This is a genomic window from Streptomyces sp. NPDC056628 (genome assembly GCF_042792555.1).
Lineage (GTDB): Bacteria > Actinomycetota > Actinomycetes > Streptomycetales > Streptomycetaceae > Streptomyces.
This window is the reverse complement of sequence record NZ_JBHTWG010000032.1, coordinates 20358-46580: the sequence shown is the minus strand read 5'-3', so window position 1 is coordinate 46580 and position 26223 is coordinate 20358. Positions and strand designations below refer to the sequence as shown.

25 protein-coding genes and 1 riboswitch are annotated in these 26223 nt (G+C 70.8%); of the genes, 8 read left to right on the top strand and 17 right to left on the bottom strand.

The features are described from left to right. Window positions 1-17: 17 nt before the first annotated feature. Window positions 18-296, bottom strand: coding sequence for a DUF4190 domain-containing protein (locus ACFRAC_RS29155; RefSeq protein ID WP_382934074.1), 279 nt, complete (start codon window positions 294-296; stop codon window positions 18-20). Window positions 297-354: 58 nt separating this feature from the next. Beyond that, window positions 355-507 (bottom strand): hypothetical protein, encoded by a 153-nt coding sequence (locus ACFRAC_RS29150; protein WP_382934071.1) that lies wholly within the window; start codon window positions 505-507, stop codon window positions 355-357. 135 nt (window positions 508-642) lie between these two features. On the opposite strand from ACFRAC_RS29150, the gene ACFRAC_RS29145 reads away from it, so the two are divergent. Continuing rightward, the gene (locus ACFRAC_RS29145) at window positions 643-1269 is read left to right on the top strand and encodes a TetR family transcriptional regulator (RefSeq protein ID WP_382934066.1); all 627 of its coding nucleotides are present in this window, start codon (window positions 643-645) and stop codon (window positions 1267-1269) included. A 69-nt stretch (window positions 1270-1338) separates the two neighbouring features. On the opposite strand, the gene ACFRAC_RS29140 is transcribed toward ACFRAC_RS29145, so the two are convergent. Then, entirely contained in the window at window positions 1339-2202 is an 864-nt protein-coding gene (locus ACFRAC_RS29140) for a thioesterase family protein (protein WP_382934061.1), read from the bottom strand. 98 nt (window positions 2203-2300) lie between these two features. Between ACFRAC_RS29140 and ACFRAC_RS29135 the strand changes: the two genes are divergently transcribed. Continuing rightward, window positions 2301-3527: an alpha/beta hydrolase gene (locus tag ACFRAC_RS29135; RefSeq protein ID WP_382934058.1), complete on the top strand. Its 1227-nt coding sequence runs from the start codon at window positions 2301-2303 to the stop codon at window positions 3525-3527. Here ACFRAC_RS29135 and ACFRAC_RS29130 read toward each other — a convergent pair. The 9 genes from ACFRAC_RS29130 to ACFRAC_RS29090 all read right to left on the bottom strand — a co-directional run bounded on the left by ACFRAC_RS29130 (window position 3436) and on the right by ACFRAC_RS29090 (window position 13498). After that, complete coding sequence (locus ACFRAC_RS29130) at window positions 3436-4092, bottom strand: trimeric intracellular cation channel family protein (protein ID WP_361352169.1); 657 nt, start codon at window positions 4090-4092, stop codon at window positions 3436-3438. The two genes, ACFRAC_RS29135 and ACFRAC_RS29130, sit on opposite strands and share 92 nt — an antisense overlap. Before the next feature lie 64 nt (window positions 4093-4156). Next, window positions 4157-5584, bottom strand: a complete 1428-nt coding sequence (locus tag ACFRAC_RS29125; protein WP_382934053.1) for a dipeptide ABC transporter ATP-binding protein — start codon at window positions 5582-5584, stop codon at window positions 4157-4159. Further along, window positions 5581-6678, bottom strand: a complete 1098-nt coding sequence (locus ACFRAC_RS29120) for an ABC transporter ATP-binding protein (protein ID WP_382934049.1) — start codon at window positions 6676-6678, stop codon at window positions 5581-5583. The genes ACFRAC_RS29125 and ACFRAC_RS29120 overlap by 4 nt, the downstream gene beginning before the upstream one ends. Next, the gene (locus ACFRAC_RS29115; protein WP_361352161.1) at window positions 6675-7682 is read right to left on the bottom strand and encodes an ABC transporter permease; all 1008 of its coding nucleotides are present in this window, start codon (window positions 7680-7682) and stop codon (window positions 6675-6677) included. Before ACFRAC_RS29115 ends, ACFRAC_RS29120 begins: the two co-directional genes overlap by 4 nt. 69 nt (window positions 7683-7751) lie before the next feature. Then, on the bottom strand, window positions 7752-9524 hold the full coding sequence (locus tag ACFRAC_RS29110; protein ID WP_382934042.1) for an ABC transporter substrate-binding protein: 1773 nt from the start codon (window positions 9522-9524) through the stop codon (window positions 7752-7754). A 37-nt stretch (window positions 9525-9561) separates the two neighbouring features. Next, window positions 9562-10560 (bottom strand): ABC transporter permease, encoded by a 999-nt coding sequence (locus ACFRAC_RS29105; RefSeq protein WP_382934038.1) that lies wholly within the window; start codon window positions 10558-10560, stop codon window positions 9562-9564. 362 nt (window positions 10561-10922) lie between these two features. Next, complete coding sequence (locus ACFRAC_RS29100; protein WP_382934032.1) at window positions 10923-11711, bottom strand: enhanced serine sensitivity protein SseB C-terminal domain-containing protein; 789 nt, start codon at window positions 11709-11711, stop codon at window positions 10923-10925. Between the two features lie 247 nt (window positions 11712-11958). Further along, window positions 11959-12750 (bottom strand): enhanced serine sensitivity protein SseB, encoded by a 792-nt coding sequence (locus tag ACFRAC_RS29095; RefSeq protein ID WP_382934029.1) that lies wholly within the window; start codon window positions 12748-12750, stop codon window positions 11959-11961. Window positions 12751-12829: 79 nt separating this feature from the next. Then, a complete protein-coding gene (locus ACFRAC_RS29090; RefSeq protein ID WP_382934025.1) occupies window positions 12830-13498 on the bottom strand; it encodes an AAA family ATPase in 669 nt (222 codons plus the stop codon). A 173-nt stretch (window positions 13499-13671) separates the two neighbouring features. After that, window positions 13672-13770, top strand: a riboswitch (glycine riboswitch). Between the two features lie 152 nt (window positions 13771-13922). Here ACFRAC_RS29090 and gcvT point away from each other — a divergent pair. The 5 genes from gcvT (at window position 13923) to ACFRAC_RS29065 (ending at window position 18969) form a co-directional block, all read left to right on the top strand. After that, window positions 13923-15050, top strand: a complete 1128-nt coding sequence (gene gcvT, locus ACFRAC_RS29085; protein WP_382934022.1) for a glycine cleavage system aminomethyltransferase GcvT — start codon at window positions 13923-13925, stop codon at window positions 15048-15050. Between the two features lie 135 nt (window positions 15051-15185). After that, window positions 15186-15563 carry a glycine cleavage system protein GcvH gene (gcvH, locus tag ACFRAC_RS29080; protein WP_361933713.1) on the top strand — a complete coding sequence of 126 codons (378 nt, stop codon included), beginning with the start codon at window positions 15186-15188 and terminating at the stop codon, window positions 15561-15563. 16 nt (window positions 15564-15579) lie between these two features. Then, window positions 15580-16857, top strand: coding sequence for a serine hydroxymethyltransferase (gene glyA / locus ACFRAC_RS29075; protein ID WP_382934013.1), 1278 nt, complete (start codon window positions 15580-15582; stop codon window positions 16855-16857). Between the two features lie 94 nt (window positions 16858-16951). Beyond that, window positions 16952-18319, top strand: coding sequence for an L-serine ammonia-lyase (locus tag ACFRAC_RS29070; protein WP_382934005.1), 1368 nt, complete (start codon window positions 16952-16954; stop codon window positions 18317-18319). A 92-nt stretch (window positions 18320-18411) separates the two neighbouring features. Further along, on the top strand, window positions 18412-18969 hold the full coding sequence (locus tag ACFRAC_RS29065; RefSeq protein WP_382933998.1) for a glycoside hydrolase family 25 protein: 558 nt from the start codon (window positions 18412-18414) through the stop codon (window positions 18967-18969). Between the two features lie 65 nt (window positions 18970-19034). Here ACFRAC_RS29065 and ACFRAC_RS29060 read toward each other — a convergent pair whose 3' ends face one another. From ACFRAC_RS29060 to ACFRAC_RS29040, 5 genes are all read right to left on the bottom strand, one after another. Then, on the bottom strand, window positions 19035-19253 hold the full coding sequence (locus ACFRAC_RS29060) for an EF-hand domain-containing protein (protein ID WP_361352129.1): 219 nt from the start codon (window positions 19251-19253) through the stop codon (window positions 19035-19037). Between the two features lie 97 nt (window positions 19254-19350). Next, window positions 19351-19854 carry an ATP-binding protein gene (locus ACFRAC_RS29055; protein ID WP_361352126.1) on the bottom strand — a complete coding sequence of 168 codons (504 nt, stop codon included), beginning with the start codon at window positions 19852-19854 and terminating at the stop codon, window positions 19351-19353. Between the two features lie 293 nt (window positions 19855-20147). Further along, entirely contained in the window at window positions 20148-20915 is a 768-nt protein-coding gene (locus tag ACFRAC_RS29050; RefSeq protein ID WP_382933986.1) for an enoyl-CoA hydratase/isomerase family protein, read from the bottom strand. Window positions 20916-21033: 118 nt separating this feature from the next. Then, window positions 21034-22272 carry an Ig-like domain-containing protein gene (locus ACFRAC_RS29045; protein WP_382933981.1) on the bottom strand — a complete coding sequence of 413 codons (1239 nt, stop codon included), beginning with the start codon at window positions 22270-22272 and terminating at the stop codon, window positions 21034-21036. 178 nt (window positions 22273-22450) lie between these two features. After that, the gene (locus ACFRAC_RS29040; protein ID WP_382933973.1) at window positions 22451-23698 is read right to left on the bottom strand and encodes an Ig-like domain-containing protein; all 1248 of its coding nucleotides are present in this window, start codon (window positions 23696-23698) and stop codon (window positions 22451-22453) included. Window positions 23699-23855: 157 nt separating this feature from the next. Between ACFRAC_RS29040 and glgX the strand changes: the two genes are divergently transcribed. After that, entirely contained in the window at window positions 23856-26111 is a 2256-nt protein-coding gene (gene glgX / locus ACFRAC_RS29035) for a glycogen debranching protein GlgX (protein WP_382933966.1), read from the top strand. The last annotated feature ends 112 nt before the right edge of the window (window positions 26112-26223 follow it).

The following is a 26223-nucleotide window of genomic DNA, read 5'->3' as shown; positions in this document are numbered from 1 at the left end:
CGTGTCAAGGCCGCCGCTCAGAAGCTCCAGGACAGCGTGTCGTCCATCTGCATGACGAGCAGCAGGACCAGCAGGTCGGCGACGCCCAGGCCCATGCCCAGGTAGGCGCGGCCCTTGCGGGCGGTGCCCCGCCACAGGGAGGCCGCGGCCAGGACGACGGCGGTCGGGCCGAGGAAGACGTTGAAGACGAGGAGGCCCAGGAGGCCGAGGATGAAGGACGCGACGGCCATGCCGTCGGCGTCGCGGGTGCGGGTCCGGGTGCGCGGCCGTTCGGCGGCCGGTGCGGTGAGGTGCATGGGTGTCAGCTCCTGTGAGGTCCGAAAGGACCGGTCGGCGGTGTCGGTGACGGCCGTGTCAGTGACGGCGGGCGTGGCGTTCGCGGGCGGCGAAGACGGCCAGCCAGCCGGCGATCATGACGGCGGCGACGGCGCTGAAGGCGATCGGCGCGTGGGCGACGGCGCCCAGCAGCACGCCCAGCAGCAGGAGCGCGGCGACGAGGAACAACATGGTCGGATCCCCCTCCGAGATCACGTGTCGATCTCTCTCATTTGGGTGAACAGTTGTGGTTACACTTGTTCACTGACTTCAGAGTACCCCGCCCCCGGCTTTCCAACTCCAGAGAACAGTTGTTAACTGCATGTCATGAGTCACACCCTCGGCATACGGCAGGCCCAGAAGCAGAAGACCCGGCAGGCGCTCCTGGACGCCGCGTTGGCGCTGCTGGAGGACCAGAGCCTGAGCAGCCTGGGTCTGCGCGAGGTCACCCGGGCCGTGGGCGTCGCGCCGACCGCCTTCTACCGGCACTTCCGCTCCACCGCCGATCTGGGCGTCGCCCTGGTGGAGGAGGCGCTCGGCAGCCTGCACCCGATGATCCGCACCATCGTCGCCTCGGACGGGGAGAGCGACCGGCGCATCGAGCGGGCGGTCGAGCTGATCGCGGGTCATGTGGAGACACATCCGGCCCATGTGCGGTTCATCGCCCGGGAGCGGCACGGCGGGGTGCAGCCGGTGCGCGCGGCGATACAGGACCAGCTCGCCCTGTTCGGCGAGGAGGTGAAGGCCGCGCTGGCCGAGGACCCCGTCTCGGAGGGCTGGCGGGACGACGACCTGCGCATGCTCGCCCATCTGTACGTCGACCAGATGCTGGTCACGGCCTCGCTGTTCCTGGAGGCCCTGGAGGGGCCGGAGGACGCCCGCCACCAGGTCGCCGAGGAGGCGATCCGGCGGATGCGGCTGATCGCCCTCGGCCGGGAGCACTGGCTGGACTGAGCGGCGGACGACGAGGGGCGGCACCCCCGTTCACCGCGGGTGCCGCCCCTCGTCGCGTGGGGACGGGCCTCAGCCGAGCCGCACCCGCGCCAGCTGCCGGGACTGGGCCACGAGCCGGTCCTCGCTGTCCCAGACCTCCGCGTCCTCCTCGAGGAAGCCGCCCGCGAGGTTGCGGGTCGTGATGGAGACCCGCAGCGGGCCGGGCGCGGGACGGTGACGCACATGGACTGTGAGCTCGACGGTCGGGACCCAGCCGGAGATGCCGATCTCGAAGGCGGTGGGCGGCAGGGCGTCCACGGCGAGCAGCAGCGAGAGCGGGTCGGCGTCACGGCCGTCGGCCAGGCCGAACCAGGCGCGCATCTCGCCCTTGCCGGACGGCCGGCCGATCGCCCAGCCGACAGTGGCGGGGTCGAGCTTGAGCATCAGCCGCTCGGTGATGGCGGAGCTGCCCGATACGGGGGCGGGTCCGTCGCCGGCGCCGAGGCAGTGCTCGACGGGCGGGATCGCCGGCGGCACGGCCGTCGTACGGACGTCGTCGGGGAGGGCGTCGAGATCGCCGTAGGAGGCGAGGACGCGGATGCGCTCGACCTCGTTGCCCTCGTCGTCGTACTGGAAGAGCGAGGCCTGGCCGGTGGAGAGGGTACGGCCCGTGCGGACCACGTCCGTGCGCACGACCGCGGGGCCCGGCTGGGACGCGGTCAGGTAGTGCGCGGAGATCGTGAACGGGTCGCTGTGCGGCAGGGCGTCCGCGAGGGCGCGGCCGAGGACGGCCAGCAGATAGCCGCCGTTGACGGCGCTGATGATGGTCCAGCCGGCGGAGAGGTCGATGTCGTACACGCCGGGCTCGCGCCGGGTGAGCGCGGTGTCGCGGTCGAACTCGCTGTCGCCGATCGTGGCCCGCTGGGCCGTGGTGGCGGAGGCTGCTTCTGGCATGGCTGAACGGTACAACAACTAACTACTAAGCGGTAGCTTTGCCGTCGGCGAGGGGGCGACCGTGAAACCCGGGGCCCGCTTCGCCCCTCTATGAGGACATGAGTCTCACCGGGACCCCGTTCCTCGCCACGCTCGCCGTGCTGTGCGCCACCGCCGTCGCCCTGCCGCTGGCCCTCTGGTCGCGGGTGCCCGGACCCCGGTTCGCCCGTGCCGCCGCCCGGCTGGCCATGCTGCTCTTCGCCCAGGCCACAGCGGTCGCCCTGGTCTTCACGCTGGTCAACAACTCCAACCAGCTCTACGACGACTGGGACGACCTGCTCGGGACCGGCGACCACGTCCGCGCGGCCGTCGACCTCGGCGCGAGCGGCACCGGCGGGATAGCCCTGGAGACCCTGCCCCGGGTGCCCCAGACCTTCGAGCGCGGCCGGGGGCCCGGCATGCGCACCGAGGGCGGGGTGCTCGTCACCCAGCTGGAGGGCCGGGTGTCGGGGGTCCACGCCGAGGTCAACGTCTGGCTGCCGCCCCAGTACGACGACCCCGCCTACCGGGAGCACCGGTTCCCCGTCGTCGAGCTGCTGCCCGGGTATCCGGGCTCCTCGAAGGCCTGGTTCGGGTCGATGGACGCCCCCGAGCAACTGGCGCCGCTGATGCGCGACGGGCGGATCGAGCCGTTCATCCTCGTCTCCCCGCGCACCAACCTGCTGCCGGGGGCGGACACCGGGTGCGCCAACATCGCGGGGCGGGTCAACGCCGACACCTGGCTCAGCGTGGACGTGCCGAAGATGGTCACGGACAACTTCCGGGCGCGGGCCGCGCCCGAGGGCTGGGCGGTGGCCGGCTACTCGGCGGGCGCCCACTGCGCGGTCAAGCTGGCCGTGGCCCACCCCGACCGCTACCGCGCCGCCGTCGGCCTGTCCGGGTACAACGACCCCGCCGCCGAGGCCGACTCGCTCGCGGCCCGCACCCCCGCGCTGCGCGCCGCCAACGACCCGTACGCCCTGCTGACACGCTCCCCCGCCCCACCGCCCGTCGCGCTGTACCTGTCCGGGCAGCCGGGCGACGGGTACGAGGCCGCGCAGGCCCTCGACCGCGCCGCCCAGGCGCCCACGCGGGTGGACGTGGTGTTCGTCCCGCCGAGCGCCGGAGGCCACACCATGGCGCTGTGGAAGCCGCAGGTCGTACCGGCCTTCCGCTGGCTGAGCGAGCTGATGGCGCCCCAGGGCACGTCCCGCGCTACTCCTCTCGCACGGTCGAGCGCCGGTTCCACGCACGCGGAGCCCGCCAGTGGAACCGCATGGCGAGCAGCCGCAGCACGAAGGCCGTGACCGCCGCGAGCGCGCCGGTGACCGGGGTCAGGGCGTCGTAGTGGATGCACAGGACGGTCAGCGAGGCGCCGACGATCGCGGGGACGGCGTACAGGTCGCGGTCCCAGCGCAGCAGTGACGGCACCTCGTTGGCCAGCACGTCGCGCAGCACACCGCCGCCGACGGCGGTCGCGAGGCCCAGGGCGACGGAGGCGGTGAGGTTCAGCCCGTAGTCGTACGCCTTCGCCGTCCCGGCGACGCAGAAGAGGCCGAGGCCCGCCGCGTCGAAGACGTTCACGCCGGTCTGGATGCGCTCCACGTGCGGGTGGAGGAAGAACACCAGGAGCGCGGCGAGCAGCGGGGTGAGGAAGTACCCCAGGTCCGTGAACGCGGCCGGCGGCACGGCGCCGATGACCACGTCCCGGAACAGTCCGCCGCCCAGGGCCGTGACCTCGGCGAGGACGGCTATGCCGAAGACGTCGAAGTTCTTGCGGACCGCGAGCAGGGCGCCCGAGATCGCGAACACGAAGATCCCGATCAGGTCGAGCGTGTGCTGGACGGACGGAGTGAACAGTTGCTGGAGCACCCGTACATTCTTACGCAGCAAACAGCCCCCGCCTTACAAAAGAAGGCGGGGGCTGCAGCGTGGGTTACTTCTCGTCACCCTCGGCGGGAGCGTCCGTGGACGCCTCGGCGACAGGCTCCGGGTCCTCGGCGGCGGGCTTCGCGCCCTCGGCGACAGGCTCCGAGCCCTTGACGACAGGCTCCGGGTCCTTGGGGATCGGCTCCGGGTCCTCGGCGGCGGGCTTCGCGCCCTCGGCGACAGGCTCCGGGTCCTCGGCGACAGGCTCCGAACCCTTGACGACAGGCGCCGGGTCCTCGGCGACAGGCGCGGCGGCCTTCTCCGTCTCCGGCCGCACCTCCGCGGCCACCGCGGCCGACGTCTGCGCCGACTCCGCGAGCACCTCGTCGGCCACCAGCTCGGCGGCCTCCTTGGCCGCCGTGAGCAGCACCGTGTCCTGCGGCTGCTGGTCCTCGAAGTTCTCCGGGTGGTGGCACGCCACGCGCTGGCCGGGCCTCAGCTCCAGCAGCGGCGGCTCCACCGTCCGGCAGACCTCGGTCGCCTTCCAGCACCGCGTGTGGAAGCGGCAGCCGGGCGGCGGGGCGATCGGCGAGGGCACGTCACCGCGGAGCAGGATGCGCTCGCTCTTGGCGCCCCGGCGCTTCGGGTCCGGCACCGGCACGGCCGACATCAGGGCCTTGGTGTACGGGTGCATCGGCGCCTCGTACAGCGAGGTGCGGTCGGCGAGTTCGACGATCTTGCCGAGGTACATCACCGCGATACGGTCCGACACGTGCCGGACGACCGAGAGGTCGTGCGCGATGATCACGTAGGTCAGGCCGAGTTCCTCCTGGAGGTCGTCCATGAGGTTGACGACCTGCGCCTGGATGGAGACGTCCAGGGCGGAGACCGGCTCGTCGGCCACGACCAGCTTCGGCTTCAGCGCGAGAGCCCGGGCGATGCCGATGCGCTGGCGCTGGCCGCCGGAGAACTCGTGCGGGTAGCGGTTGTAGTGCTCGGGGCTCAGGCCCACCAGCTCCAGGAGCCGCTGGACCTCCTTCTTCACCCCGCCCTCGGGCTCGACGCCCTGGAGCCGGAAGGGCGCCGAGACGATCGACCCGATGGTGTGCCGCGGGTTCAGGGAGCCGTAGGGGTCCTGGAAGATCATCTGGATGTCCCGCCGCAGCGGGCGCATCCCGGCCGTGTTCAGCCGCGTGATGTCCTTGCCCTCGAAGTGGATCGAGCCGCCCGTCGGGTCCTGGAGGCGGGTGATGACCCGGCCCATGGTCGACTTGCCGCAGCCGGACTCGCCGACCACGCCCAGCGTCTCGCCCTTGCGCACCTCGAAGTCGATGCCGTCGACGGCCTTGACCGCGCCGACCTGACGCTGGAGGACGCCCTTGCGGATCGGGAAGTGCTTCTGCAGGCCCTCGACCTTGAGCAGCACCTCGCGCTCGGCGGCGGGAGCCGGCGCCTGGGCCGGAACGGCCGCGTCCGATTTCTTCGTCTCACTCACAGCTTCGGCGCAATCTCTTCGGTCCAGATCCGCGTGCGGTCCTCAGCCGAGAGGTGGCAGGCGGAGAAGTGTCCGCTGCCGACCGGCTGGAGCTCCGGGCGCACGGTACGGGTGACATCGCCCTTGGGGATGTCGGCGTACGGGCAGCGCGGGTGGAAGGCGCAGCCCGACGGGACGTTGATGAGGCTCGGCGGCTGGCCCTTGACGGGGATGAGCCGCTCGGAGGTCTCCCGGTCGATGCGCGGCATCGAGCCGAGCAGGCCCCAGGTGTAGGGGTGCTGCGGCCGCTCGAAGACGTCGTCGACGGAGCCCCGCTCCACGCACCGGCCGCCGTACATCACGAGGACGTCGTCGGCGATCTCGGCGACCACGCCGAGGTCGTGGGTGATGAGGACGACCGCGGAGCCGAACTCCTTCTGCAGGTCGCGGATGAGGTCGAGGATCTGCGCCTGGACGGTCACGTCGAGGGCGGTCGTCGGCTCGTCCGCGATGAGCAGCTCGGGGTTGTTGACCAGCGCCATCGCGATCATCGCGCGCTGGCGCATACCGCCGGAGAACTCGTGCGGGTAGTTGTCGACGCGCTTGCCGGGCTCGGGGATGCCGACCCGGTCGAGCATCTCGATCGCCCGCTTGCGCGCGGTCTTCTTGCTGACGTCGTGGTGGACCCGGTACGCCTCCACGATCTGGTTGCCGATCGTGTAGTACGGGTGCATCGCGGACAGCGGGTCCTGGAAGATCATCGCCATCTCGCGGCCGCGCAGCCGGCGCACCTCATTCGGGTCGGCGGAGATGAGCTCCTTGCCGCCGAGCCAGATCTCGCCGGACATCCGCACGTTCTTGCCGCGGGCGCCGAGCCGGTGGAGGCCCATGACCGCCAGCGAGGTGACCGACTTGCCGGAGCCGGACTCGCCCACGATGCAGAGGGTCTTGCCCTTCTCCAGCGAGAAGCTCAGGCCGTCGACGGACTTGACCAGACCGTCGTCGGTCGGGAAGTGCACCTTGAGGTCGCGGACTTCGAGGAACGCCGTGGGCGCGTCGGAGGGGCCCTTCACGGGCTCCCCCACTGCGGCACCGGTCTTGGAGAGTTCGGTCACGAGATCCTCACCCGCGGGTCGGCGGCGGCGTACAACAGGTCCACCAGGAAGTTTGCGAGCACGACGAAGAAGGCGGCCAGGAGCGTGACGCCGAGGATCGGCGGCAGGTCGTTGTCCCGGATGGACTGCACCGCGTACTCGCCGATGCCGTGCAGGGAGAACACCGTCTCGGTGATCACGGCACCGCCGAGCAGGAGCCCGAGGTCCATGCCGAACACGGTGATGATCGGGGTCAGCGCGGCGCGCAGACCGTGCCGGACCACGACCTTCCGCTCCCGCAGGCCCTTGGCGCGGGCGGTGCGGATGAAGTCCTCGTTCATCGTCTCCAGCATGCCCGAGCGGGTGAGCCGGGCGTAGATGGCCGAGTACAGCAGGGCGAGCGAACACCACGCCGGGAAGAGGGTGTTGGCCCACTGCGAGGGGTTCTCGGTGAACGGGACGTACTCGCGGCCGAAGATCGGCCACTGGAAGGTGAAGAGGAACAGCGCGAGCTGGCCGGTGAAGAACATGGGCAGCGAGACACCGGCGAGTGCGATGCCCATGAACGTCCGGTCGGCGAACGACCGCGGCTTGAGCGCGGAGATCACACCGGCCGTGACACCGCCCACCAGCCACAGCACGGCGGCACCGGCGGCCAGGGAGACCGTCACGGGCAGCCGGTCGGTGAGCTGGGGCCAGACCTCGACGTGCGTCTTGAAGGAGTAGCCGAAGCAGGGCGCGCTGCAGTGCGCCGTGGTGGGGCCGAGGTCGTAGGTGGCGCCGGAGACGATCCCCTTGATGAAGTCCCAGTACTGGACGTACACGGGCTGGTCGAGACCGAGGTTCTGCTTGACCGCCTCGATGTCGGCCTGGGTGGGACTCTTCCCGATGTACTGCTGGGCCAGCTGGTCGGCCGTCTGGCCGGCGAGCCTGGGCAGCAGGAAGAAGATCGCGAAGGTGACCGCGGTGACGACCAGCAGCAGGATCACTGCCGCGAGCGTCCGGCGGAGGATGTACGAGATCACGGGGATCGGCGCTGGTGCCCGCGGGCCGCGAGGCCCGCGGGCACCAAAGCCTTCACCTGCCTTCCGGGGCTACTTCTTGGTCGTACCGATGTTGAGGTAGTCGTACTGACCGCTGAAGGCCGCAGTCGACACCAGGTTGGTGAAGCCGGCGGGGCGGTACAGCAGGACCTTGAAGTAGGTCAGCGGAACGAGGGCCGCCTCCTCCATCACCTTCTTGTCGATCTGGCCGTAGAGGCCGTCACGCTCGCCCTGCTCCTCGCTGGCGATCGCCTTCTCCAGCATGGAGTCGACGTCCTTGTTGTCCAGCTGCGACAGGTTGGTGTTGCCGGAGTCGCCGATCGCGTCGCTGTGCAGGATCTGCTGCAGGAAGCCGTAGCCGGACGGCCAGTCGGCACCCCACTGCATCATGTGCAGGCCGATGTTCTGCTTCTTGTTGAACTTCGGCACACCCGCGGCGTCCGTGAAGTACTTGCCCGACGGGAACTGCTTCAGAGAGGCGTTGATGCCGACCTTCTTCAGCGAGTCGATGATCGCGGTGGCCGCGTCGATCTCCGCCGGGCGGTCGCTGCGCGCCGAGATGTTGGTGTTGATCGACGTCTTGCCGCAGGCCTTCAGCTGCTCCTTGGCCTTGGCGACGTCACCCTTGTTGCCCGGCGTTGCGTACAGGTCGGACTTCTGGTAGCCCGGGATGTCCGGCGGCAGGACGGTGGAGGCGATGTCACCGCGGATCGGGCCGCCGAGGGCGGTCTGCACGGAGACCTTGTTGACCGCGAGCTCCACGGCCTTGCGGCACTCGACCTTGTCGAACGGCGCGAGCTTGGTGTTGATCGCCATGTAGACCAGGCGGCCACCGTAGGTGTTGTCGGTGTTGGCCTTCTGGTCCGAGGAGTTGACGACCTTCGCCTGGGTCGCGGCCTGGACGCCCGTACCACCGAGGTCGATGGCCTTGCCGGCCATGACGTCCTGGTCGATGGTCTCGGCGTTGACCTTCAGCTTGACGACGACCTTGTCCGGGTACTGCTTGCGCAGCGGGTCGGTCTTGGCGTCCCAGTTCTCGTTGCGGACCAGGACGGCTTCCTTGCCCTCCTGGTAGCTCTCGAACTTGTAGGAGCCCGACGACACGATCTTCTTCACGTAGTCGACGCCGGTGTCCTTCGCCTTCGGCACGGGGGCCGTCTGCGGAGTGGCGACCAGGTAGTCGAACTCCTGGAAGGCGCGGTTGAGCTTGAAGACGATCGTGGTGTCGTCCGGCGTCTGGATGGACGAGATGCCCTTGTCGCTCTTGTCCTTGTACGGGCCCTTGTACTTGTCGCCGCCCTCGAGGAACTGCTGGAAGTAGCTCGGGCCGAGGGAGAGCACGTCACGCGCGAAGTTGGAGCGCTCGACGGCGTACTTCACGTCCTTGGACGTGATCGGGGTGCCGTCCTCGTACTTCAGGCCCGGACGCAGCTTGTACGTCCAGGTCTTGCCGCCGTCGCTGGGCTCGCCCGGGGCGGAGGCCAGGTCCGGGACCAGCTCGTTGCCGGACTCGCCGGCGCCGGGCTTGAACGTCATCAGCGGGCGGGCGTACAGCCGGCTGAGGTTGTACATGTACGCGTAGTACGTGTTGCCCGGGTCGAAGGAGTCCGGGACGTCGGAGTACTCGTACGTGACCGTCCCACCCTTCTGGGTGGAGGCGTTGACGACGTCCTTGGTCGCGGCGTTGGCCCCAGCCGACTTCGATCCGTTGTTGTCCGAGTTGTCATCGGCCTTGCTGCAGGCCGAAAGCAGCAAGCTCGCACTGCCGACGACCGCAACCGCGGCCAGCACTGACCTTCGCATGATGGTCTGCTTCCCCTCCATAGTTGGAAACTTGATGGGCTCTCGTCGCGGCCGCATGTCAGCGGCTGCGCGGGTCGAGAGCGTCACGAAGACCGTCGCCGAGCAGGTTGAACGCCAGGACGGTGACGAAGATGGCGAGGCCAGGCACGATCATGAACTGCGGGTCGACCTCGTAGAAGTCGACCGCCTGGTTGAGCATGCCGCCCCACGATGCCTGCGGGGGCTGGATGCCGACACCGAGGAAGCTCAGGCTGGCCTCGAAAAGGATGTTCGTCGGGATGAGCAGCGTCGAGTAGACGATGATCGGGCCGACCAGGTTCGGGAGGAGCTCCCGGAAGAGGATGTACGGCCCCCTGGCCCCCATGCCCCGGGAGGCGTCGACGAACTCGCGCTCCCTGAGGGCCAGGGTCTGACCGCGGACGATGCGGCCCAGATACGGCCAGTTGAAGAAACCGATGATGAAGATCAGCACACTGATGTGCAGCGGCAGGCCCTCCAGGCCGAAGGCACCGCCCTGCAGGGTGGCCGAGATGGCGATGGCGAACAGCAGCAGCGGGAAGGCCAGGAAGGTGTCCATCAGCCGGCTGATGATCGTGTCCACCCGGCCGCCGTAGTAGCCGGCCACGACGCCGAGGACGGCGCCGATCGTGTTGGACAGCAGCGTGGCGCCGAAGGCGACGACCAGCGAGACCCAGGAGCCCTCGAGGATGCGGGTGGCGATGTCGCGGCCGAACTTCGGCTCGACACCCAGCGGGTGCTCCCAGCTCATGCCGCCGAAGTCACCCTTGGGCAGCGAGGTGTTGGGGTCGATGAGGTCCTGGTTGAGCGCATTGGGGTCCAGGCCGAACAGCGCCTGGAGGGGACGCGAGAGGATCGCGAGCAGGATCAGCAGGATGACGACGACGCCGCCGGCGACGGCCACCTTGTCCTTCTTGAACCGGGACCAGGCGATCTGCCCCAGGGAGCGCCCCTCGATCTGGCTCTTCTCGATCCCGGAGAGCACGGCCTCAGGCTGTGCTCCAGCCTCCGCTCCCGTTGTCTCGATCGGTGCGGTCACAGTGGAATTGACCCCTCTCGGCCGGCGGTTGCCGACCCCCCTGGCTGCCGCGGTAGCGGTTGCTCTCACTCGCACACAGGGCCGACCGGCCCGTGCCTAGCGGGGAGTCTTCAATGTGGGGGCGATCAGTCGCCAGAGCTGACGGGGAAAGGATGCGTAACCGTGATGCTGTTTGGGGGATTCCGTTATCCGAACAGCGGGTAACAGGGGCCGGACACGGACCACTTGGGGCGTATAAGGGCGGACCGGGACCTTCTGATCGTATCTACGCGCGGAGATTCACCTGCGAAACCACAGCGGGAAGGCGCTCACGCCTACGACAGAGGGGGGTGGGACCGAATGGCGTTCTGGCAAGTCGAAGATCAGTAACGGCCCGGTGCCGGAGGGTAGCCATAGCCCGCGGCGGGGGCGGCGGCGTGTGCCTCACGGTCGTAGAACGGCCGCCCGTGCGACCGCATCCACATCGCCACCGGGTCGTCCTCGTCGGCCAGGGCGACGGTCGAGACCGGCAGTCCGTCCGGGACCGCGGTGACCGACTGGAGCATCATCGAGCGCACCGCGTCCACGGCGGGCGGGCTGGTGTCGTACACGTCCAGGCCGATCGCCAGGTACGGCGCCCCGAGCGCGGGCTGCACCCAGGCGCGGCGCAGGGTGCGCACGGCCGGGGTGCGGTGGGCGTTCTGCGCGACCAGGGCGTAGAACTGCGGGATCTCGATGGCGGGCTCCGACAGCCGCAGCGGGCCCGCGGGCTGGCGGTCCAGACCGGTGGCGATCCGGCGCAGGTCGAGCCAGGGGATGCCGACGCCGCCGCCGGGGGCGTGCGGGTTCAGCCAGAGGCCGTAGTGGTCGGGGTAGAGGGTGCGGGCCACGTCGAGCCCGTCGACGACCTCGTAGCTGCGGTTCCAGCCGCTGGCCGACAGCTCCTGGGCGGAGGTGACACACGGGGCGTAACCGTGGCCTTCGACCTGCATGTTCCCGTACTGGGCGTCCGGGGAGCCCGCCTGACCGTGCCACAGCAGCATCCAGACCTGGCCGGTGGCCGGGGTGGCGAGCGCGCGCAGGAGGGCCTCGTAGGCGTCGTAGCGCCCGGGGGTCACCTGGCGCAGCATGTGCTCGACCTGCCCGGTCGAGGTTGTGCCGCTCGCGCTCACCTTTTACCGCCCCTTCGGGAAAACATGGCTGTGCGCCCAGCTTAGAGCCTGTCGTTCGGATCGGTCCGGCGTCGCGTGAGCGCAGTATCTCGCCGTCGGCCTGATCCGAACGGCAGGCCCTGGGCGCTCCACCCGGCGAGCCGGGGAGGGCTCGGCACGTGAACTGGTCGGCCGCGCGGGGGCCGCGGGTGCGGACGGCGCGGTGCGCGGCGCCCCGGGAGGGACGCCGCGCCGCTCACCCGGGGTGTCAGGGCTCGCGCGTGTAGAAGGGGCGGACCTTGGCCCGCATCCAGTCGATGACGGGGTCCTGGGCCACGTCGAGGAGGATCAGGTTGACCGGCCAGGGCACGGGGACGCGGCCGAGGGCGCGGCCCAGGGCGTCCGTGGGGGCCGCCCTCAGGTCGCCCTCCCACTGGGTCAGTTCGACGCCGACGAACATGACCGGCGGGCCCGTCTCGACCGCGGCGAGACAGCGGCGGGCCGTGGCGACGACGCCGGTCGCCGCGAACTCGGCCGAGGCGGCGGACAGGAAGTCCACCGGGTCGTCCTGCCAGTCGGGCTCGTAGAGCGTGACGCGGCCTCCGGATGCCTGCCCGTCCAGCGGGGTGCGGCCCGACCGGCACACCTCGGCCACCGCCGCCGGGGGCAGCGGGACGCCGACCACCCCGCCCGGGTTGACGGCGATGCCCACGTGCGGGGGCAGTCCGCGGGCGAACTCCACGGCCGGGGCGACGGTGTACGCCATGTGGGAGCCGACGACCTGGCGGAACTGCTCCTCGGAGGAGAACACCGGGACATAGCCCTGGCCGTCGATCTCCATGCCGGGCAGGTCGAGCGGACCGCTGTCGGGGCCACCGCCGTTGGGCAGCGGCACCCAGACGAAGCTGCGGCCCAGCACCTCCACGATCCGGGCGCCCGCCGAGGGCTGGCCGAGGGAGGCGGAGAGCACCTCCTCCAGTTCGTTGCCGGGCCAGCCGCCGTGCGGGTGGAGAGGTGAGCCTGCCGGGAAGTCCGCGGGGAGATCCGCTGCGAAGTCCATCTGTGGGTGACCGCCTGCTGTGAAACACGTCTGAGGGTCGAAAGGCTACCGGTGCCCGGCGCCGGCCGGCGGGGTCCGGTCAGCCCGTAAAGCCGATCCGGCGCAGCGCCGCGGCCGCGTCCCGGTCGAGCAGCACGGCGGAGCCGCAGCCCCGGGGCAGGTCGCCGGCGGTGACCGCGCGCATCAGCCGGGCGGCGGCGCGCCGGTGGCGCAGGAAGGCGTACCGGGAGACGCCCCGGCCGCGCTCGCGCTGCCCCGCCAGCGCGGTGTCCGGGTCGACGTCGAGCACCAGCAGGTGCAGGACGCCGCCGCGGCGCCGGGCAGCCCGGGCCAGCCAGCCGCGCACCCACGCCTGGGTGCCGCAGTCGTGCACGACGAGCCCGCCCCCGCGCCGGACGGCGCGGCGCAGCCCGGCGTAGTGGGAGAGGCGGACCAGGGGGCGGTAGAGGGTGTAGGGCAGGAGGTCGGGCATCCGGGCGTCCCAGCGGTCCCGGGTGTCCTGGGAGTCGATGCGCGGGCCGCGCACGGTCCGCCGCATCAGGGTGGACTTGCCGCTGCCGGGCAGACCGGTGATCACGACGAGGTCGCGCGGGCCGAAGAGCAGGGCGTGCGGGCTGCGGCCGGACCGCTCGCGCAGGTCGCGGACGACGGGCGCGGGCGCACCGGCCTCGACGACGGGGGCGGCCGGCTGCCCGGGCAGGGCGATGCCCGACGTCGTGGCGTACGCCGAGGTGCGCTTCACCGTCATCGTCCTCCTCCTCCGCATACAGGCTTCCCCGTCCCCACCGCGTGTAAAGAGAAGGTAATAGACGATCGCCTCCGTTTTCGTTCGCTTACTGCCACAGGCCGGTTACAGATGTGGCCTGGGGCAGACGGGCCCGGGCGTGCGATGATGTCGGCGCCAACTGCATACCGGCCGTTTGAATCCGCGCGGGAGAGTCCCCGGCAGTACGCCGCCGGGGCGCCGAAGGAGCAAGTCCCTCCCTTGAATCTCTCAGGCCCCGTTACCGCGCGGGCGAGGCACATCTGAAAAGCGGGCCACCGTGCGCGGTGGCTCCACCCACGGTGCAAGCCATGAACTTCCCTGCCGGGGGTCGTGGCGAACCTCTCAGGTTCCGATGACAGATGGGGAGGACGTTCCTCGCCCGTCTGCCCTTGGAGAAGACCGACCGATGAGCAGTACCGCAGCCTCCGCACCGCGCCGTACCGCGCTCGATGCCCTGCATCGCTCGCTCGGCGCCACCATGACCGACTTCGCCGGCTGGGACATGCCCCTGCGCTACGGCTCCGAGCGCGACGAGCACAACGCGGTGCGCACCCGGGCCGGCCTGTTCGACCTGTCCCACATGGGCGAGATCACGGTCACCGGCGCCCAGGCGGCCGCCTTCCTCAACCACGCCCTGGTCGGCAACATCGCGTCCGTCGGCGTCGGCCGCGCCCGCTACACCATGATCTGCCAGGCCGACGGCGGCATCCTCGACGACCTGATCGTGTACCGGCTCGCCGAGACGGAGTACATGGTCGTCGCCAACGCCTCCAACGCCCAGGTCGTGCTCGACGCCCTGACCGAGCGGGTGGCCGGCTTCGACGCCGAGGTCCGCGACGACCGCGACGCGTACGCGCTGATCGCCGTCCAGGGCCCCGAGTCCCCCGGCATCCTGAAGTCCCTGACCGACGCCGACCTCGACGGCCTGAAGTACTACGCCGGCCTGCCCGGCACCGTCGCCGGCGTGCCCGCTCTGATCGCCCGCACGGGCTACACCGGCGAGGACGGCTTCGAGCTGTTCGTGAAGCCGGAGCACGCCGTGGCGCTGTGGCAGGCGCTGACCGGGGCCGGCGAGGGCGTCGGCCTGGTCCCGTGCGGTCTGTCCTGCCGGGACACGCTCCGCCTGGAGGCGGGCATGCCGCTGTACGGCAACGAGCTGTCGACCTCGCTCACCCCCTTCGACGCCGGGCTCGGCCGGGTGGTGAAGTTCGAGAAGGAGGGCGACTTCGTGGGGCGCGAGGCGCTCCAGGAGGCCGCCGCCCGCGCCGAGACGGCCCCGCCGCGCGTCCTGGTCGGCCTGGTCGCCGAGGGCCGCCGGGTCCCGCGCGCCGGGTACCCGGTCGTCGCCGGCGGCGAGGTCGTCGGCGAGGTGACCTCGGGCGCCCCCTCCCCGACCCTGGGCAAGCCGATCGCCATGGCGTACGTCGACGCCGCGCACGCGGTGCCGGGCACCCCCGGTGTCGGCGTGGACATCCGCGGCACCCACGAGCCGTACGAGGTCGTGGCGCTGCCGTTCTACAAGCGCCAGAAGTAGGACCCGCGAGCGGCACGAGCGCCGCCGCGCGTACAGACTGGCAGGGCGGCGTGCGCCCGCGCACGCCCGCCGCCGTGTCCGTGTCCCCCGTCCCCCCTTCATCAGCACTCCCGCGTGTACAGGAGAATTCAGGCCATGAGCAACCCCCAGCAGCTGCGTTACAGCAAGGAGCACGAGTGGCTCGCGACCGCCGAGGACGGCGTCGCCACGGTCGGCATCACCGAGTTCGCGGCGAACGCGCTCGGCGACGTCGTCTACGCCCAGCTCCCCGAGGTCGGCTCGACCGTGACCGCGGGTGACACCTGTGGCGAACTGGAGTCGACGAAGTCCGTCTCCGACCTGTACTCCCCGGTCACCGGCGAGGTCACCGAGATCAACGAGGACGTGGTGAACGACCCGGCCCTGGTGAACTCGGCCCCCTTCGAGGGCGGCTGGCTGTTCAAGGTGCGCGTCACGGAGGAGCCGGCCGACCTGCTCTCCGCCGACGAGTACGCCGCCCACACCGCCGGCTGAGGAGCCGTAGTCCCCCATGTCTGAGAACTCCCTTCTGAACACGCCCCTGCACGAGCTGGACCCGGCGGTCGCCGCGGCGCTCGACGCCGAGCTGGAGCGTCAGCAGTCCACCCTCGAGATGATCGCGTCGGAGAACTTCGCTCCGCTCGCCGTCATGGAGGCGCAGGGCTCGGTCCTGACGAACAAGTACGCCGAGGGCTACCCGGGCCGGCGCTACTACGGCGGCTGCGAGCACGTCGACGTCGCCGAGCAGATCGCGATCGACCGGGTCAAGGAGCTGTTCGGCGCCGAGTACGCCAACGTGCAGCCGCACTCGGGCGCCTCGGCCAACCAGGCCGCGCTGTTCGCGCTGGCCCAGCCCGGCGACACCATCCTGGGCCTGGACCTGGCGCACGGCGGTCACCTCACCCACGGGATGCGGCTGAACTTCTCCGGCAAGCAGTTCCAGGTGGTCGCGTACCACGTGGACGCCGAGAGCGGTCTGGTCGACATGGACGAGGTGGAGCGCCTCGCCAAGGAGCACCGGCCGAAGGTGATCATCGCGGGCTGGTCGGCGTACCCGCGGCAGCTGGACTTCGCGGCCTTCCGCCGGATCGCGGACGAGACCGGCGCCTACCTGTGGGTGGACATGGCCCACTTCGCGGGCCTGGTCGCGGCCGGGCTGCACCCCAACCCGGTGCCGCACGCCGACGTGGTCACCTCCACCACCCACAAGACGCTCGGCGGTCCGCGCGGCGGGATCATCCTGGCCCGCAGCAAGGAGTTCGCGAAGAAGCTGAACTCCTCGGTCTTCCCGGGCTTCCAGGGCGGCCCGCTGGAGCACGTGATCGCCGCCAAGGCGGTCTCGTTCAAGGTCGCGGCTTCCGAGGAGTTCAAGGAGCGCCAGCGCCGCACGATCGAGGGCGCCCGGATCCTCGCGGACCGGCTGACCGCGGCGGACGCCCGGGAGGCCGGGGTGAACGTGCTGTCCGGCGGCACGGACGTGCACCTGATCCTGGTCGACCTGCGTGACTCCGAGCTGGACGGGCAGCAGGCCGAGGACCGCCTCCATGAGGTGGGAATCACAGTCAACCGCAACGCGGTGCCGAACGACCCGCGTCCGCCGATGGTGACCTCCGGGCTCCGCATCGGCACCCCCGCGCTGGCCACCCGCGGTTTCACCGCGGAGGACTTCACCGAGGTCGCGGACGTGATCGCCGAGACGCTGAAGCCGTCGTACGACGCCACGGCGCTCAAGGCACGGGTGAAGGCGCTGGCCGACAAGCACCCGCTCTACGCCGGTCTGAACAAGTAGGACCGCCGTCCCTTTCCCGGGGCGTCCCGCACACTCGATGGTGCGGGGCACCCCGGGAAAGGCCCCCCGCACCACCCCGCACCGAGGAGTTTCCGTGGCCATATCGGTCTTCGACCTGTTCTCGATCGGCATCGGCCCGTCCAGCTCCCACACGGTGGGTCCGATGCGGGCGGCCGGTATGTTCGCGCGCCGGCTGCGCAACGAGGGCCTGCTGGAGTCCGCCACCGCCGTACGGGCCGAGCTGTACGGCTCGCTGGGCGCCACCGGACACGGCCACGGCACCCCGAAGGCGGTGCTGCTCGGCCTGGAGGGCGACTCGCCGCGCACCGTGGACGTCGAGTCCGCGGACCAGCGGGTGGAGTCGATCAAGGAGTCGGGCCGGCTGCGGCTGCTCGGCGAGCGCGAGATCGCCTTCTCCTTCGACGACGACCTGGTCCTGCACCGCCGCAAGGCCCTCCCGTACCACGCGAACGGCATGACCCTGTGGGCGTACGACGCCCAGGGCGCCGAGCTGCTGACGAAGACGTACTACTCGGTGGGCGGCGGCTTCGTCGTCGACGAGGACGCGGTCGGCGAGGACCGGATCAGGCTCGACGACACCGTCCTGAAGTACCCGTTCCGCACGGGCGACGAGCTGCTGCGTCTGACCCGCGAGACCGGCCTGTCGATCTCGGCGCTGATGCTGGAGAACGAGCGGGCGTGGCGCACCGAGGAGGAGATCCGCGCGGGCCTGCTGGAGATCTGGCGGGTGATGCGGGAGTGCGTGTCGCGGGGCATGAGCCGCGAGGGCATCCTGCCCGGCGGCCTGAAGGTGCGCCGCCGGGCCGCGAACACCGCGCGCAAGCTGCGTTCCGAGGGGGACGCGAAGGCGCTGGCCATGGAGTGGATCACGCTCTACGCGATGGCCGTGAACGAGGAGAACGCCGCCGGCGGCCGGGTGGTCACCGCCCCCACGAACGGCGCGGCGGGCATCATCCCGGCCGTCCTGCACTACTACATCAATTTCGTGCCCGGCGCCGACGAGGAGGGCGTGGTCCGCTTCCTGCTGGCCGCGGGCGCGATCGGCATGCTCTTCAAGGAGAACGCCTCGATCTCCGGCGCCGAGGTCGGCTGCCAGGGCGAGGTCGGCTCGGCCTGCTCGATGGCGGCGGGCGCGCTGGCGGAGGTGCTGGGCGGCTCCCCCGAGCAGGTGGAGAACGCCGCCGAGATCGGCATGGAGCACAACCTGGGCCTCACCTGCGACCCGGTCGGGGGCCTCGTGCAGATCCCCTGCATCGAGCGCAACGGCATGGCGGCCGTGAAGGCGGTCACGGCCGCCCGGATGGCGATGCGCGGCGACGGCTCGCACAAGGTGTCCCTGGACAAGGTCATCAAGACGATGAAGGAAACGGGCGCCGACATGTCCGTCAAGTACAAGGAGACGGCGCGCGGCGGGCTGGCCGTCAACATCATCGAATGTTGACGATTCCACGTCGGTGACGCGTCGGCCGTGCCACGGTGGGGCATAAGCCAGGTCAACTCCTGTCCCCCCACGGCACCTCAGGGAGTCCCCCCATGCTGCGCGGCATCGACGTGAGCGCGTACCAGTCCTCCTCCTACGACACCGACGGCCTCTCCTTCGTCTTCATCAAGGCGACGGAGGGCCGGTCCTACGTCAACCCCAAGCTCTCCGCCCAGGCCAAGCACGGCCGTGACGCGGGTCTGGTCGTCGGCTACTACCACTTCCTGTGGCCGGGGAACCTGACCGCCCAGGCGGACTACTTCCTGAAGCACGCGCCGGAGAAGGCGGGTGACATCCTCGCCGTCGACTGGGAGACGACCGGTGAGGGCACGCACGCCGGCAACGCGGAGAAGGACCGGTTCATCCGCCTCCTCAAGGAGAAGCGGCCCGACAACCGGGTGGTGCTGTACTGCAACCGTCACTACTGGCTGAACGTCGACACCACGTCGTACGCCGGGGACGGCCTGTGGATCGCCGACTACGTCACCAAGGGCAAGCCCCGGATCAAGGCGAAGTGGCGCTTCCACCAGTACACGGACGACCCGCTGGACAAGAACGTGGGGAACTTCTCCAGCAAGGCGGCGCTGCGGGAGTGGGCCGGGAACGCCTGAAGGGGCGCCGTCCTCACGGGGGGGCGCCCCTTCACGGGGTCCTGCCGCCGGGTCCTGCCCGGGTGCTACTTGTTCAGGAAGGCCCAGAACTCGTCGAAGGACAGCAGCTTGTCGCCGTTGAGGTCGCGGCTCTTGATGATGGCCTCGGCGACGGTCTCGGTGACATTCCAGTCGCCGCCCTGGGCGAGGGCGGTCTTGAACTCGGCGGCGGTGATGGTGCCGTCGCCGTCCGCATCGATGCGCTCGAACTGCTTGCGTGCTTCCTCGATGTCGATGTGCGCCACCGGTCCGCCCCTCTACTCGCGTGTACTCGCGTCAAGTCGTGTCGTGCTGGCTTTTTGCCGCAGGTCAGATTATCCGTTCGCGGAAGCGGGGTGGCCCTCAGCGCTCGGTGACCCTCATCTCGAACCAGGTCGTCTTGCCGCGGGGCAGCAGATCCACGCCCCACCGGTCGGCGAGCTTGTCGACGAGGAAGAGCCCCCGGCCGCTGACGTCCATCTCCTGGACCGGCATCAGACAGGGCAGACCGCGTGAGGGGTCGCGGACCTCGATGCGGATCCAGCCGCGGCGGCGGCGCATCCGTAAGCCGAAGACCCGGGCGCCGGTGTGGCGGACGGCGTTGCCGACGAGTTCGGAGACGAGGAGCACGGCGTCCTCGGCCATCCTGGGGCTCAGGGCCCACTGCCGCAGGACCACCGTCTGGGTCAGCCGGCGTGCGGTGGCGGCGGACTCCGGGCGGGACGGGAGCGGAACTTCGGCCTCCGTGGGATTGCCGAACAACTCCAGCGCCTTCGCGGCAGTTTCGTCCTCGACCGCCGGCGACCAGCGCGCCGCGGTCGCACGGCTGTGTCCCCGCGGCTGTTCGATACCCTCCAGCCCCGCCATGCCCCCATCATGGCCGCCCACGGGGCTCTCCGTGGCCGTTCCCGAGGAATACACCCCCCGGAAGCGGTGATTCCACTGCAGCCGTTCGGCATATGCCACAGGCAGTTCGGAACCGTCCACAGCCCTGCTGAGCTGCGCCTCAAGGCCCGTCGACGGCCTTTGACCAGTTCCCTCGACAAGGCACGCTTAAGGCTGCCTTAAGGCTGCCATAAACCGCCCCATCGAGGGATCCGGGTCAGACACGGCGTCAATTGCAAGGGTAAGGCGAACTTTCACCGGGCCGCCCGGGCGGGTCAGAGGAACTTCGCCTTGCCGGGACCCTCCTCGACGAAGCTCCGCATCCCGCGTTCGCGATCCTCGGTCGCGAACAGACCTGCGAACCAGTTCCGCTCGATGGTGAGGCCCGTCTCGATGTCCGTCTCCAGGCCCGCGTCGATGGACTCCTTGGCCGCGCGCAGCGCGATCGCCGGACCCTGGGCCAGCTTCGCCGCCCAGGCGTGCGCCTCGGCGTAGACCTGGTCGGCCGCCACCACGCGGTCCACCAGGCCGAGTTCGCGGGCCTCCTCGGCCTTGACCATCCGGCCCGTGAAGATGAGGTCCTTGGCCTTCGACGGGCCGACCAGGCGGGCCAGCCGCTGGGTGCCGCCCGCGCCCGGGATGAGGCCGAGCAGGATCTCGGGCTGGCCCAGCTTGGCGTTGTCCGCGGCGATGCGGAAGTCGGCGCACAGCGCCAACTCGCAGCCGCCGCCGAGCGCGTAGCCGGTCACGGCGGCCACGACGGGCTTGGGGATCCGGGCCACCGCCGTGAAGGACTCCTGCAGGGCGCGGGCGCGCAGGACCATCGCCGTGTGGTCCATGGCCTGCATCTCCTTGATGTCCGCGCCGGCCGCGAACACCTTCTCCCCGCCGTAGATCACCACGGCCCGCACGTCGTCACGGCGGCCCGCCTCCTCGGCGAGCTCCTTGAGCCGGTCCTGGGTGGCGACGTCCAGCGCGTTCATCGGCGGCCGGTCGAGACGGAGGGTACCGACGCCTTCGGCGACTTCGAGATTCACGGTCATGCGAGCAGGTTAACGGGGGCTAACGGGGAGCGGAGGGGTGCGGTCAGTCACATCCCGCGCCCGGGAACGCGAACGGCCCCGGTGCGGGAGCCGCACCGGGGCCGTCACGAGGCAGGAGCTACGCCTTCCACTTCTCCCAGGACATGTTCCAGCCGTTCAGGCCGTTGTCCGGGGCCACCGTGGCGTCGGCGGAGTTCTTCACGACGACGACGTCGCCGATCATCGAGCGGTTGTAGAACCAGGCGGCCGGAGCCTTCTTGTCCCAGGCGCCCTTGACGTCGCGCAGGCCGACGCAGCCGTGGCTGGCGTTGGTGTTGCCGAAGGCGCCGCTCGCCCAGTAGTTGCCGTGGATGAAGGTGCCGGAGTCGGTCAGGCGGATGGCGTGCGGCACGTCCTTGATGTCGTACTCGCCGTCGTAGCCGACCGTGTCGCCGTTCATCCGGGTCTGGACGAACTTCTCGGTCATGACCATCTGGCCGTTCCAGGTCTCGTAGCCCGGCGCGCCCGTCGTGACCGGGATGGTCCTGAGGACCTTGCCGTCCCGGGTGACCTTCATCTTCTTGGTCTTCACATCGACGTAGGAGACCTGGCTGCGGCCGATGGTGAAGGTGATCCTCTTGTCCTGCTCGCCGTAGACGCCGTCACGGCCCTCGACGCCGTCGAGGTCGAGGTCGACGGTGACCTTGGTGCCGGCCTTCCAGTACTTCTCGGGCCGGAAGTCCAGGCGGTCGTTGCCGAACCAGTGACCGGCGACCTCGACGGCCGGCTCGGTCTTGATGGTGACGGCCTTCTCGACGTCCTGCGGGTTGGTGATGCCCCGGTCGAACCGGAGGGAGAACGGCATGCCGACCCCGACCGTGGAGCCGTCCTCGGGGGTGAACCTGCCGAGGAAGGTGGCCTTCGGGGTGAGCGTCGTGAAGTCGGAGTCCCGCGTGGTCTGGACGCCCTCGGTGTCCTTGGCGACCGCGTGCACCGTGTACTTGGTGGAGGCGGCGAGATGCCTGGACGGCGTCCAGCTGGTGCCGTCGCCGGATATCTTGCCGTCGACGGCGTTCCCCTTGGCGTCCTCGACCTCGACGGCGGTCAGCCGGCCCTTGGCCGCGGTGACCTTCAGCGCGCCGCTGGTGTCGACGGACCCGGCCCCGTCCTTCGGGGCTATCGTCACCTCCGCGCGGGACTTGCGGGCCTCGGCCCGCGAGGAGTCCCCGCCCTTGCCCTCGTCCCCGCCCGCGTCCGATCCGCCGCCCCCGCACGCGGCGACCGCCAGCATCAGCACTGCGGCCAGTGCCGCCATGCCCTTGCGTCCACGCCGCGCGCGTGCGTCCACCGACGCCCCCGATATCGGCCGCACGTTCAATTCTGTGTCCTCCCCCGGGCCTCACCGGGCCCACTCCCCCGCGCGTCCACCGCGCTCACCGGCGCATATTAACCACAAGGCCAGGGCGCCGACGTCGGTGCGTCTGTCACCGTTTCGTTCCAACATCGCCGGGCGGGCGGGACGGCCCCCCACCACCCCACCCGGCGTTGTCCGCCGCCTACTTCACGGCGCTCCCCGCCTTCCATTCCTTCCAGGCCATGTTCCATCCCCCGAGGCCGTTGTCCGGGGCGACCTGCTTGTCGTTGCTGTGCACGACCTCGACGACGTCCCCGACGAGGCTGCGGTCGAAGAACCAGCCCGCGGGGGTGTCGGAGCCGCCGCCCTTGACGTCCCGCAGTCCCACGCACCCGTGGCTGACGTTGCTGTGCCCGAAGACGGAGGCGTCCGCCCAGTAGTTGCCGTGCAGAAACGTGCCCGAGTCGGTCAGGCGCATGGCGTGCGGCACGTCGGGGATGTCGTACTCGCCCTTGCCGTCGGCCTTCTTGAAGCCGACGGTGGCACCGTTCATCCGGGTCAGTTCGAGCATCTCGGTGACCACCATCTTGCCGTTGTAGGTGGTCGTCGCGGGGGCGCCCGCGGTGACCGGCACCGTCGTCAGGAGGGCGCCGTCGCGCCGCACCTCCATGGTGTGCCGGGCCGCGTCGACGACGGAGACCTGGTGGCGGCCCACGGTGAAGGAGAACGTCTTGCGCTGCAGGCCGTACACGTCGGGCGCACCCTCGACGTCCCGCAGGTCCAGTGCGACGGTGACCCGGGTGCCGGGCTTCCAGTACTGCTCGGGGCGGAAGTCCAGGCGGGCGGCGCCGAACCAGTGCGGGCGGATCTCCACGGCCGGTTCGGCGGTGACCCGGACCGCGCGCTCCACGGCGGCCCGGTGCGCGATCGCGCGGTTGAACTCCAGGGAGACGATCATCCCGGTGCCGACGGTCGCGCGGTCCTCGGGGGTGACGTACCCGATGAACCGCTTCTCGGGGACGTACGTGGTGAAGGTCGTGTGCCGTGCGCTGCGGCGTCCGTGGCCGTCGAGGGCCACCGCGTCGACCGTGTACCGGGCGGCCAGCGCGAGCCGGGGCTCGTCGGGCTCCCAGCGCAGGCCGTCCTTGGAGATGTGCCCGGGCACCGGCGTCTCCTCGGCGTCCTGCGACTTCACCACCCGCACCGACTCCAGGCGCCCGCTGCGCACCCGGACCAGCAGCCGGTCGCCCGGGGAGGCGCCCTTGGTGCCGTCGTCCGGGGTCACCCGGATGACGTCCTCGGGCGCGGGTGCCTTGTTCAGCACCTGGCCGAGCCCGGCGCCGTCGCCGTCCTCGGTACAGCCGGCCACTCCGGCCAGCAGTCCCGCCCATGTCAGTACGGCGGCCGCCACTGCCACCGCGCGCCGTGCGCGCCCTTGTACGTGCCTCACGTAGACCCCAACGACGGGGGGCCCCTGGGGAAACGTGAGTGCGAGCTACGCGGTGGGCAGAACAGTGGGGAGACGACGCGACGGGGGGCCGCGGCACGGGACGACCGCGGCCCCCTTCCCATACGTGTGTGGTCCCTGAGCCGTGGGAGGCCGTCAGGTGTCGAGCGCAGCCGAGCAGGAGGCGGTGGCCGGGGCGGTCGCCGCTGAGGAGGGGCGCCCGGCCACCGTCGTGAACGGGTCACGCGGCAGGGCCCCGGGGGTGCCCGTGTGGCCGGGCACGCCGGTGCCGCTCGGCGCCCGCTTCCGGGTGGGCCCGGACGGGGTGGCGGGCACCAACTTCGCGCTGTGGGCGGGCGGGGCGGAGGCGGTGGAGCTGTGCCTGTTCGACGAGCGGGGCAAGGAGACGCGCGCCAAGCTGACCGAACTGACGCACGAGATCTGGCACGGCTTCGTGCCCGGGGTGATGCCCGGGCAGCGCTACGGCTACCGGGTGCACGGCCGCTGGGACCCGTGGACCGGCGCCCGCTGGAACCCGGCGAAGCTGCTGCTCGACCCGTACGCGCGCGCGGTGGACGGCGACTTCGGCCTGCCGCCCGAGGTGTACGGCCATGTCCGGGACTGGCCCCAGCAGCATGTCGCGGACACCGTGCGCGACGAGCGGGACTCGGCGCCGTACGTCCCCAAGGGCGTGGTCGTGCACGACGACGCGCCCGACGACGAGTGGCAGGACGACCGCCGCCCGAAGACGCCCTGGGCCGACTCCGTGATCTACGAGCTGCATGTGCGCGGCTTCACCCGGCTGCACCCCGGCATCCCGGACGAACTACGCGGCACCTACGCCGGCCTGGCGCATCCGGCGGCGATCGAGCACCTGGTGGAGCTGGGGGTGACGGCCGTGGAGCTGCTGCCGGTGCACCAGTTCGCGCACGAGGACCACCTGCTGCGGCGCGGTCTGCGCAACTACTGGGGCTACAACTCCATCGGCTACTTCGCCCCGCACGCCGCGTACGCCGCCTCGGGGACGACCGGCCAGCAGGTCGGCGAGTTCAAGCGGATGGTGCGCGCCCTGCACGCGGCCGGGATCGAGGTCATCCTCGACGTCGTCTACAACCACACGGCGGAGGCGGGCGAGCTGGGCCCCACGCTGTCGCTGAAGGGCATCGACAACCGGGGCTACTACCGGCTGCAGGCGGACGCCCGCCGCTACGCGGACTACACGGGCTGCGGGAACACCCTGCACGTCGTCCAGCCCCACGTCCTGCGGCTCATCACCGACTCGCTGCGGTACTGGGTGACGGAGATGGGCGTGGACGGCTTCCGGTTCGACCTGGCCGCCGCGCTGGCCCGCTCGATGCACGACGTCGACATGCTGTCGCCGTTCCTCGCCGTGATCGCGCAGGACCCGGTGCTGCGGCGGGTGAAGCTGATCGCCGAGCCGTGGGACGTCGGCTCGGGCGGCTACCAGGTCGGCGCCTTCCCCCCGCTGTGGACGGAGTGGAACGACCGCTACCGCGACGCCGTGCGGGACTTCTGGCGCGGTGCCCTGCCGGACGTACGGGACCTCGGGTACCGCCTGTCGGGGTCGAGCGACCTGTACGCGTGGGGCGGGCGCAGGCCCTACGCCTCGGTGAACTTCGTGACCGCGCACGACGGTTTCACGCTGCGGGACGTGGTGTCCTACGAGCACAAGCACAACGAGGCGAACGGCGAGGGCAACCGGGACGGCTCGAACGACAACCGCTCCTGGAACTGCGGAGCCGAGGGCGAGACGGACGACGCGGAGGTCCTGGCGCTGCGGCGGCGCCAGCTGCGGAACCTGCTGACCACACTGCTGCTGTCGACGGGTGTGCCGATGCTGGTGGCGGGCGACGAGATGGGACGCACCCAGCGCGGCAACAACAACGCCTACTGCCAGGACAACGAGATCAGCTGGCTGAACTGGGGGCTGCTCCAGGAGCCGGGCTGGAAGGCGCTGTCCGACCTGACGGCGCGGCTGATCGCGCTGCGCCACCGGCATCCCGTGCTGCGCCGGCGCGCGTTCTTCTCCGGCCGGCCGCACTCGGCGGACGGGCTGCGCGACCTGGCCTGGTTCACCGCGAGCGGCACGGAGATGACGGAGGCGGACTGGTACGCGCCGGCCGCCACGCTGGGCATGTACCTGTCCGGGCGGGACATCCCGGGCCGGGACGAGCGGGGGGCGCCCGTCCTCGACGACAGCTTCCTCGTGGTCCTGCACGCCGGCCACCGGCCGGTGCGGTTCGTCCTGCCGGGGGCGCCGTGGGCGCGGCGGTACGAGGTGGTGGTCGACACCTCGCGGGAGGAGCAGGACCGGGCGCCGGGTGTGGAGCATCCGGCGGGGACGGAGATCACCGTGCCGGAGCGGGCCGTGCTGCTGCTGCGGGTGGCCGGCTGATCGGCCGAGGACGCCCCGCTCGTCCGCGCGAGAAAGCATCCCCCGATCGGATGATGGTCGGGGTACGAACTCGCCCATGTCCCTGCGTACGGCCCGTCGAACACGCAGGTCG

Coding starts and splice junctions, on each gene's coding strand:
- ACFRAC_RS29155 (WP_382934074.1), bottom strand. CDS start 296: ATGCACCTCACCGCACCGGCCGCCGAACGGCCGCGCACCCGGACCCGC.
- ACFRAC_RS29150 (WP_382934071.1), bottom strand. CDS start 507: ATGTTGTTCCTCGTCGCCGCGCTCCTGCTGCTGGGCGTGCTGCTGGGC.
- ACFRAC_RS29145 (WP_382934066.1), top strand. CDS start 643: ATGAGTCACACCCTCGGCATACGGCAGGCCCAGAAGCAGAAGACCCGG.
- ACFRAC_RS29140 (WP_382934061.1), bottom strand. CDS start 2,202: ATGCCAGAAGCAGCCTCCGCCACCACGGCCCAGCGGGCCACGATCGGC.
- ACFRAC_RS29135 (WP_382934058.1), top strand. CDS start 2,301: ATGAGTCTCACCGGGACCCCGTTCCTCGCCACGCTCGCCGTGCTGTGC.
- ACFRAC_RS29110 (WP_382934042.1), bottom strand. CDS start 9,524: ATGGAGGGGAAGCAGACCATCATGCGAAGGTCAGTGCTGGCCGCGGTT.
- ACFRAC_RS29095 (WP_382934029.1), bottom strand. CDS start 12,750: ATGGACTTCGCAGCGGATCTCCCCGCGGACTTCCCGGCAGGCTCACCT.
- ACFRAC_RS29090 (WP_382934025.1), bottom strand. CDS start 13,498: ATGACGGTGAAGCGCACCTCGGCGTACGCCACGACGTCGGGCATCGCC.
- gcvT (WP_382934022.1), top strand. CDS start 13,923: ATGAGCAGTACCGCAGCCTCCGCACCGCGCCGTACCGCGCTCGATGCC.
- gcvH (WP_361933713.1), top strand. CDS start 15,186: ATGAGCAACCCCCAGCAGCTGCGTTACAGCAAGGAGCACGAGTGGCTC.
- glyA (WP_382934013.1), top strand. CDS start 15,580: ATGTCTGAGAACTCCCTTCTGAACACGCCCCTGCACGAGCTGGACCCG.
- ACFRAC_RS29065 (WP_382933998.1), top strand. CDS start 18,412: ATGCTGCGCGGCATCGACGTGAGCGCGTACCAGTCCTCCTCCTACGAC.
- ACFRAC_RS29055 (WP_361352126.1), bottom strand. CDS start 19,854: ATGGCGGGGCTGGAGGGTATCGAACAGCCGCGGGGACACAGCCGTGCG.
- ACFRAC_RS29050 (WP_382933986.1), bottom strand. CDS start 20,915: ATGACCGTGAATCTCGAAGTCGCCGAAGGCGTCGGTACCCTCCGTCTC.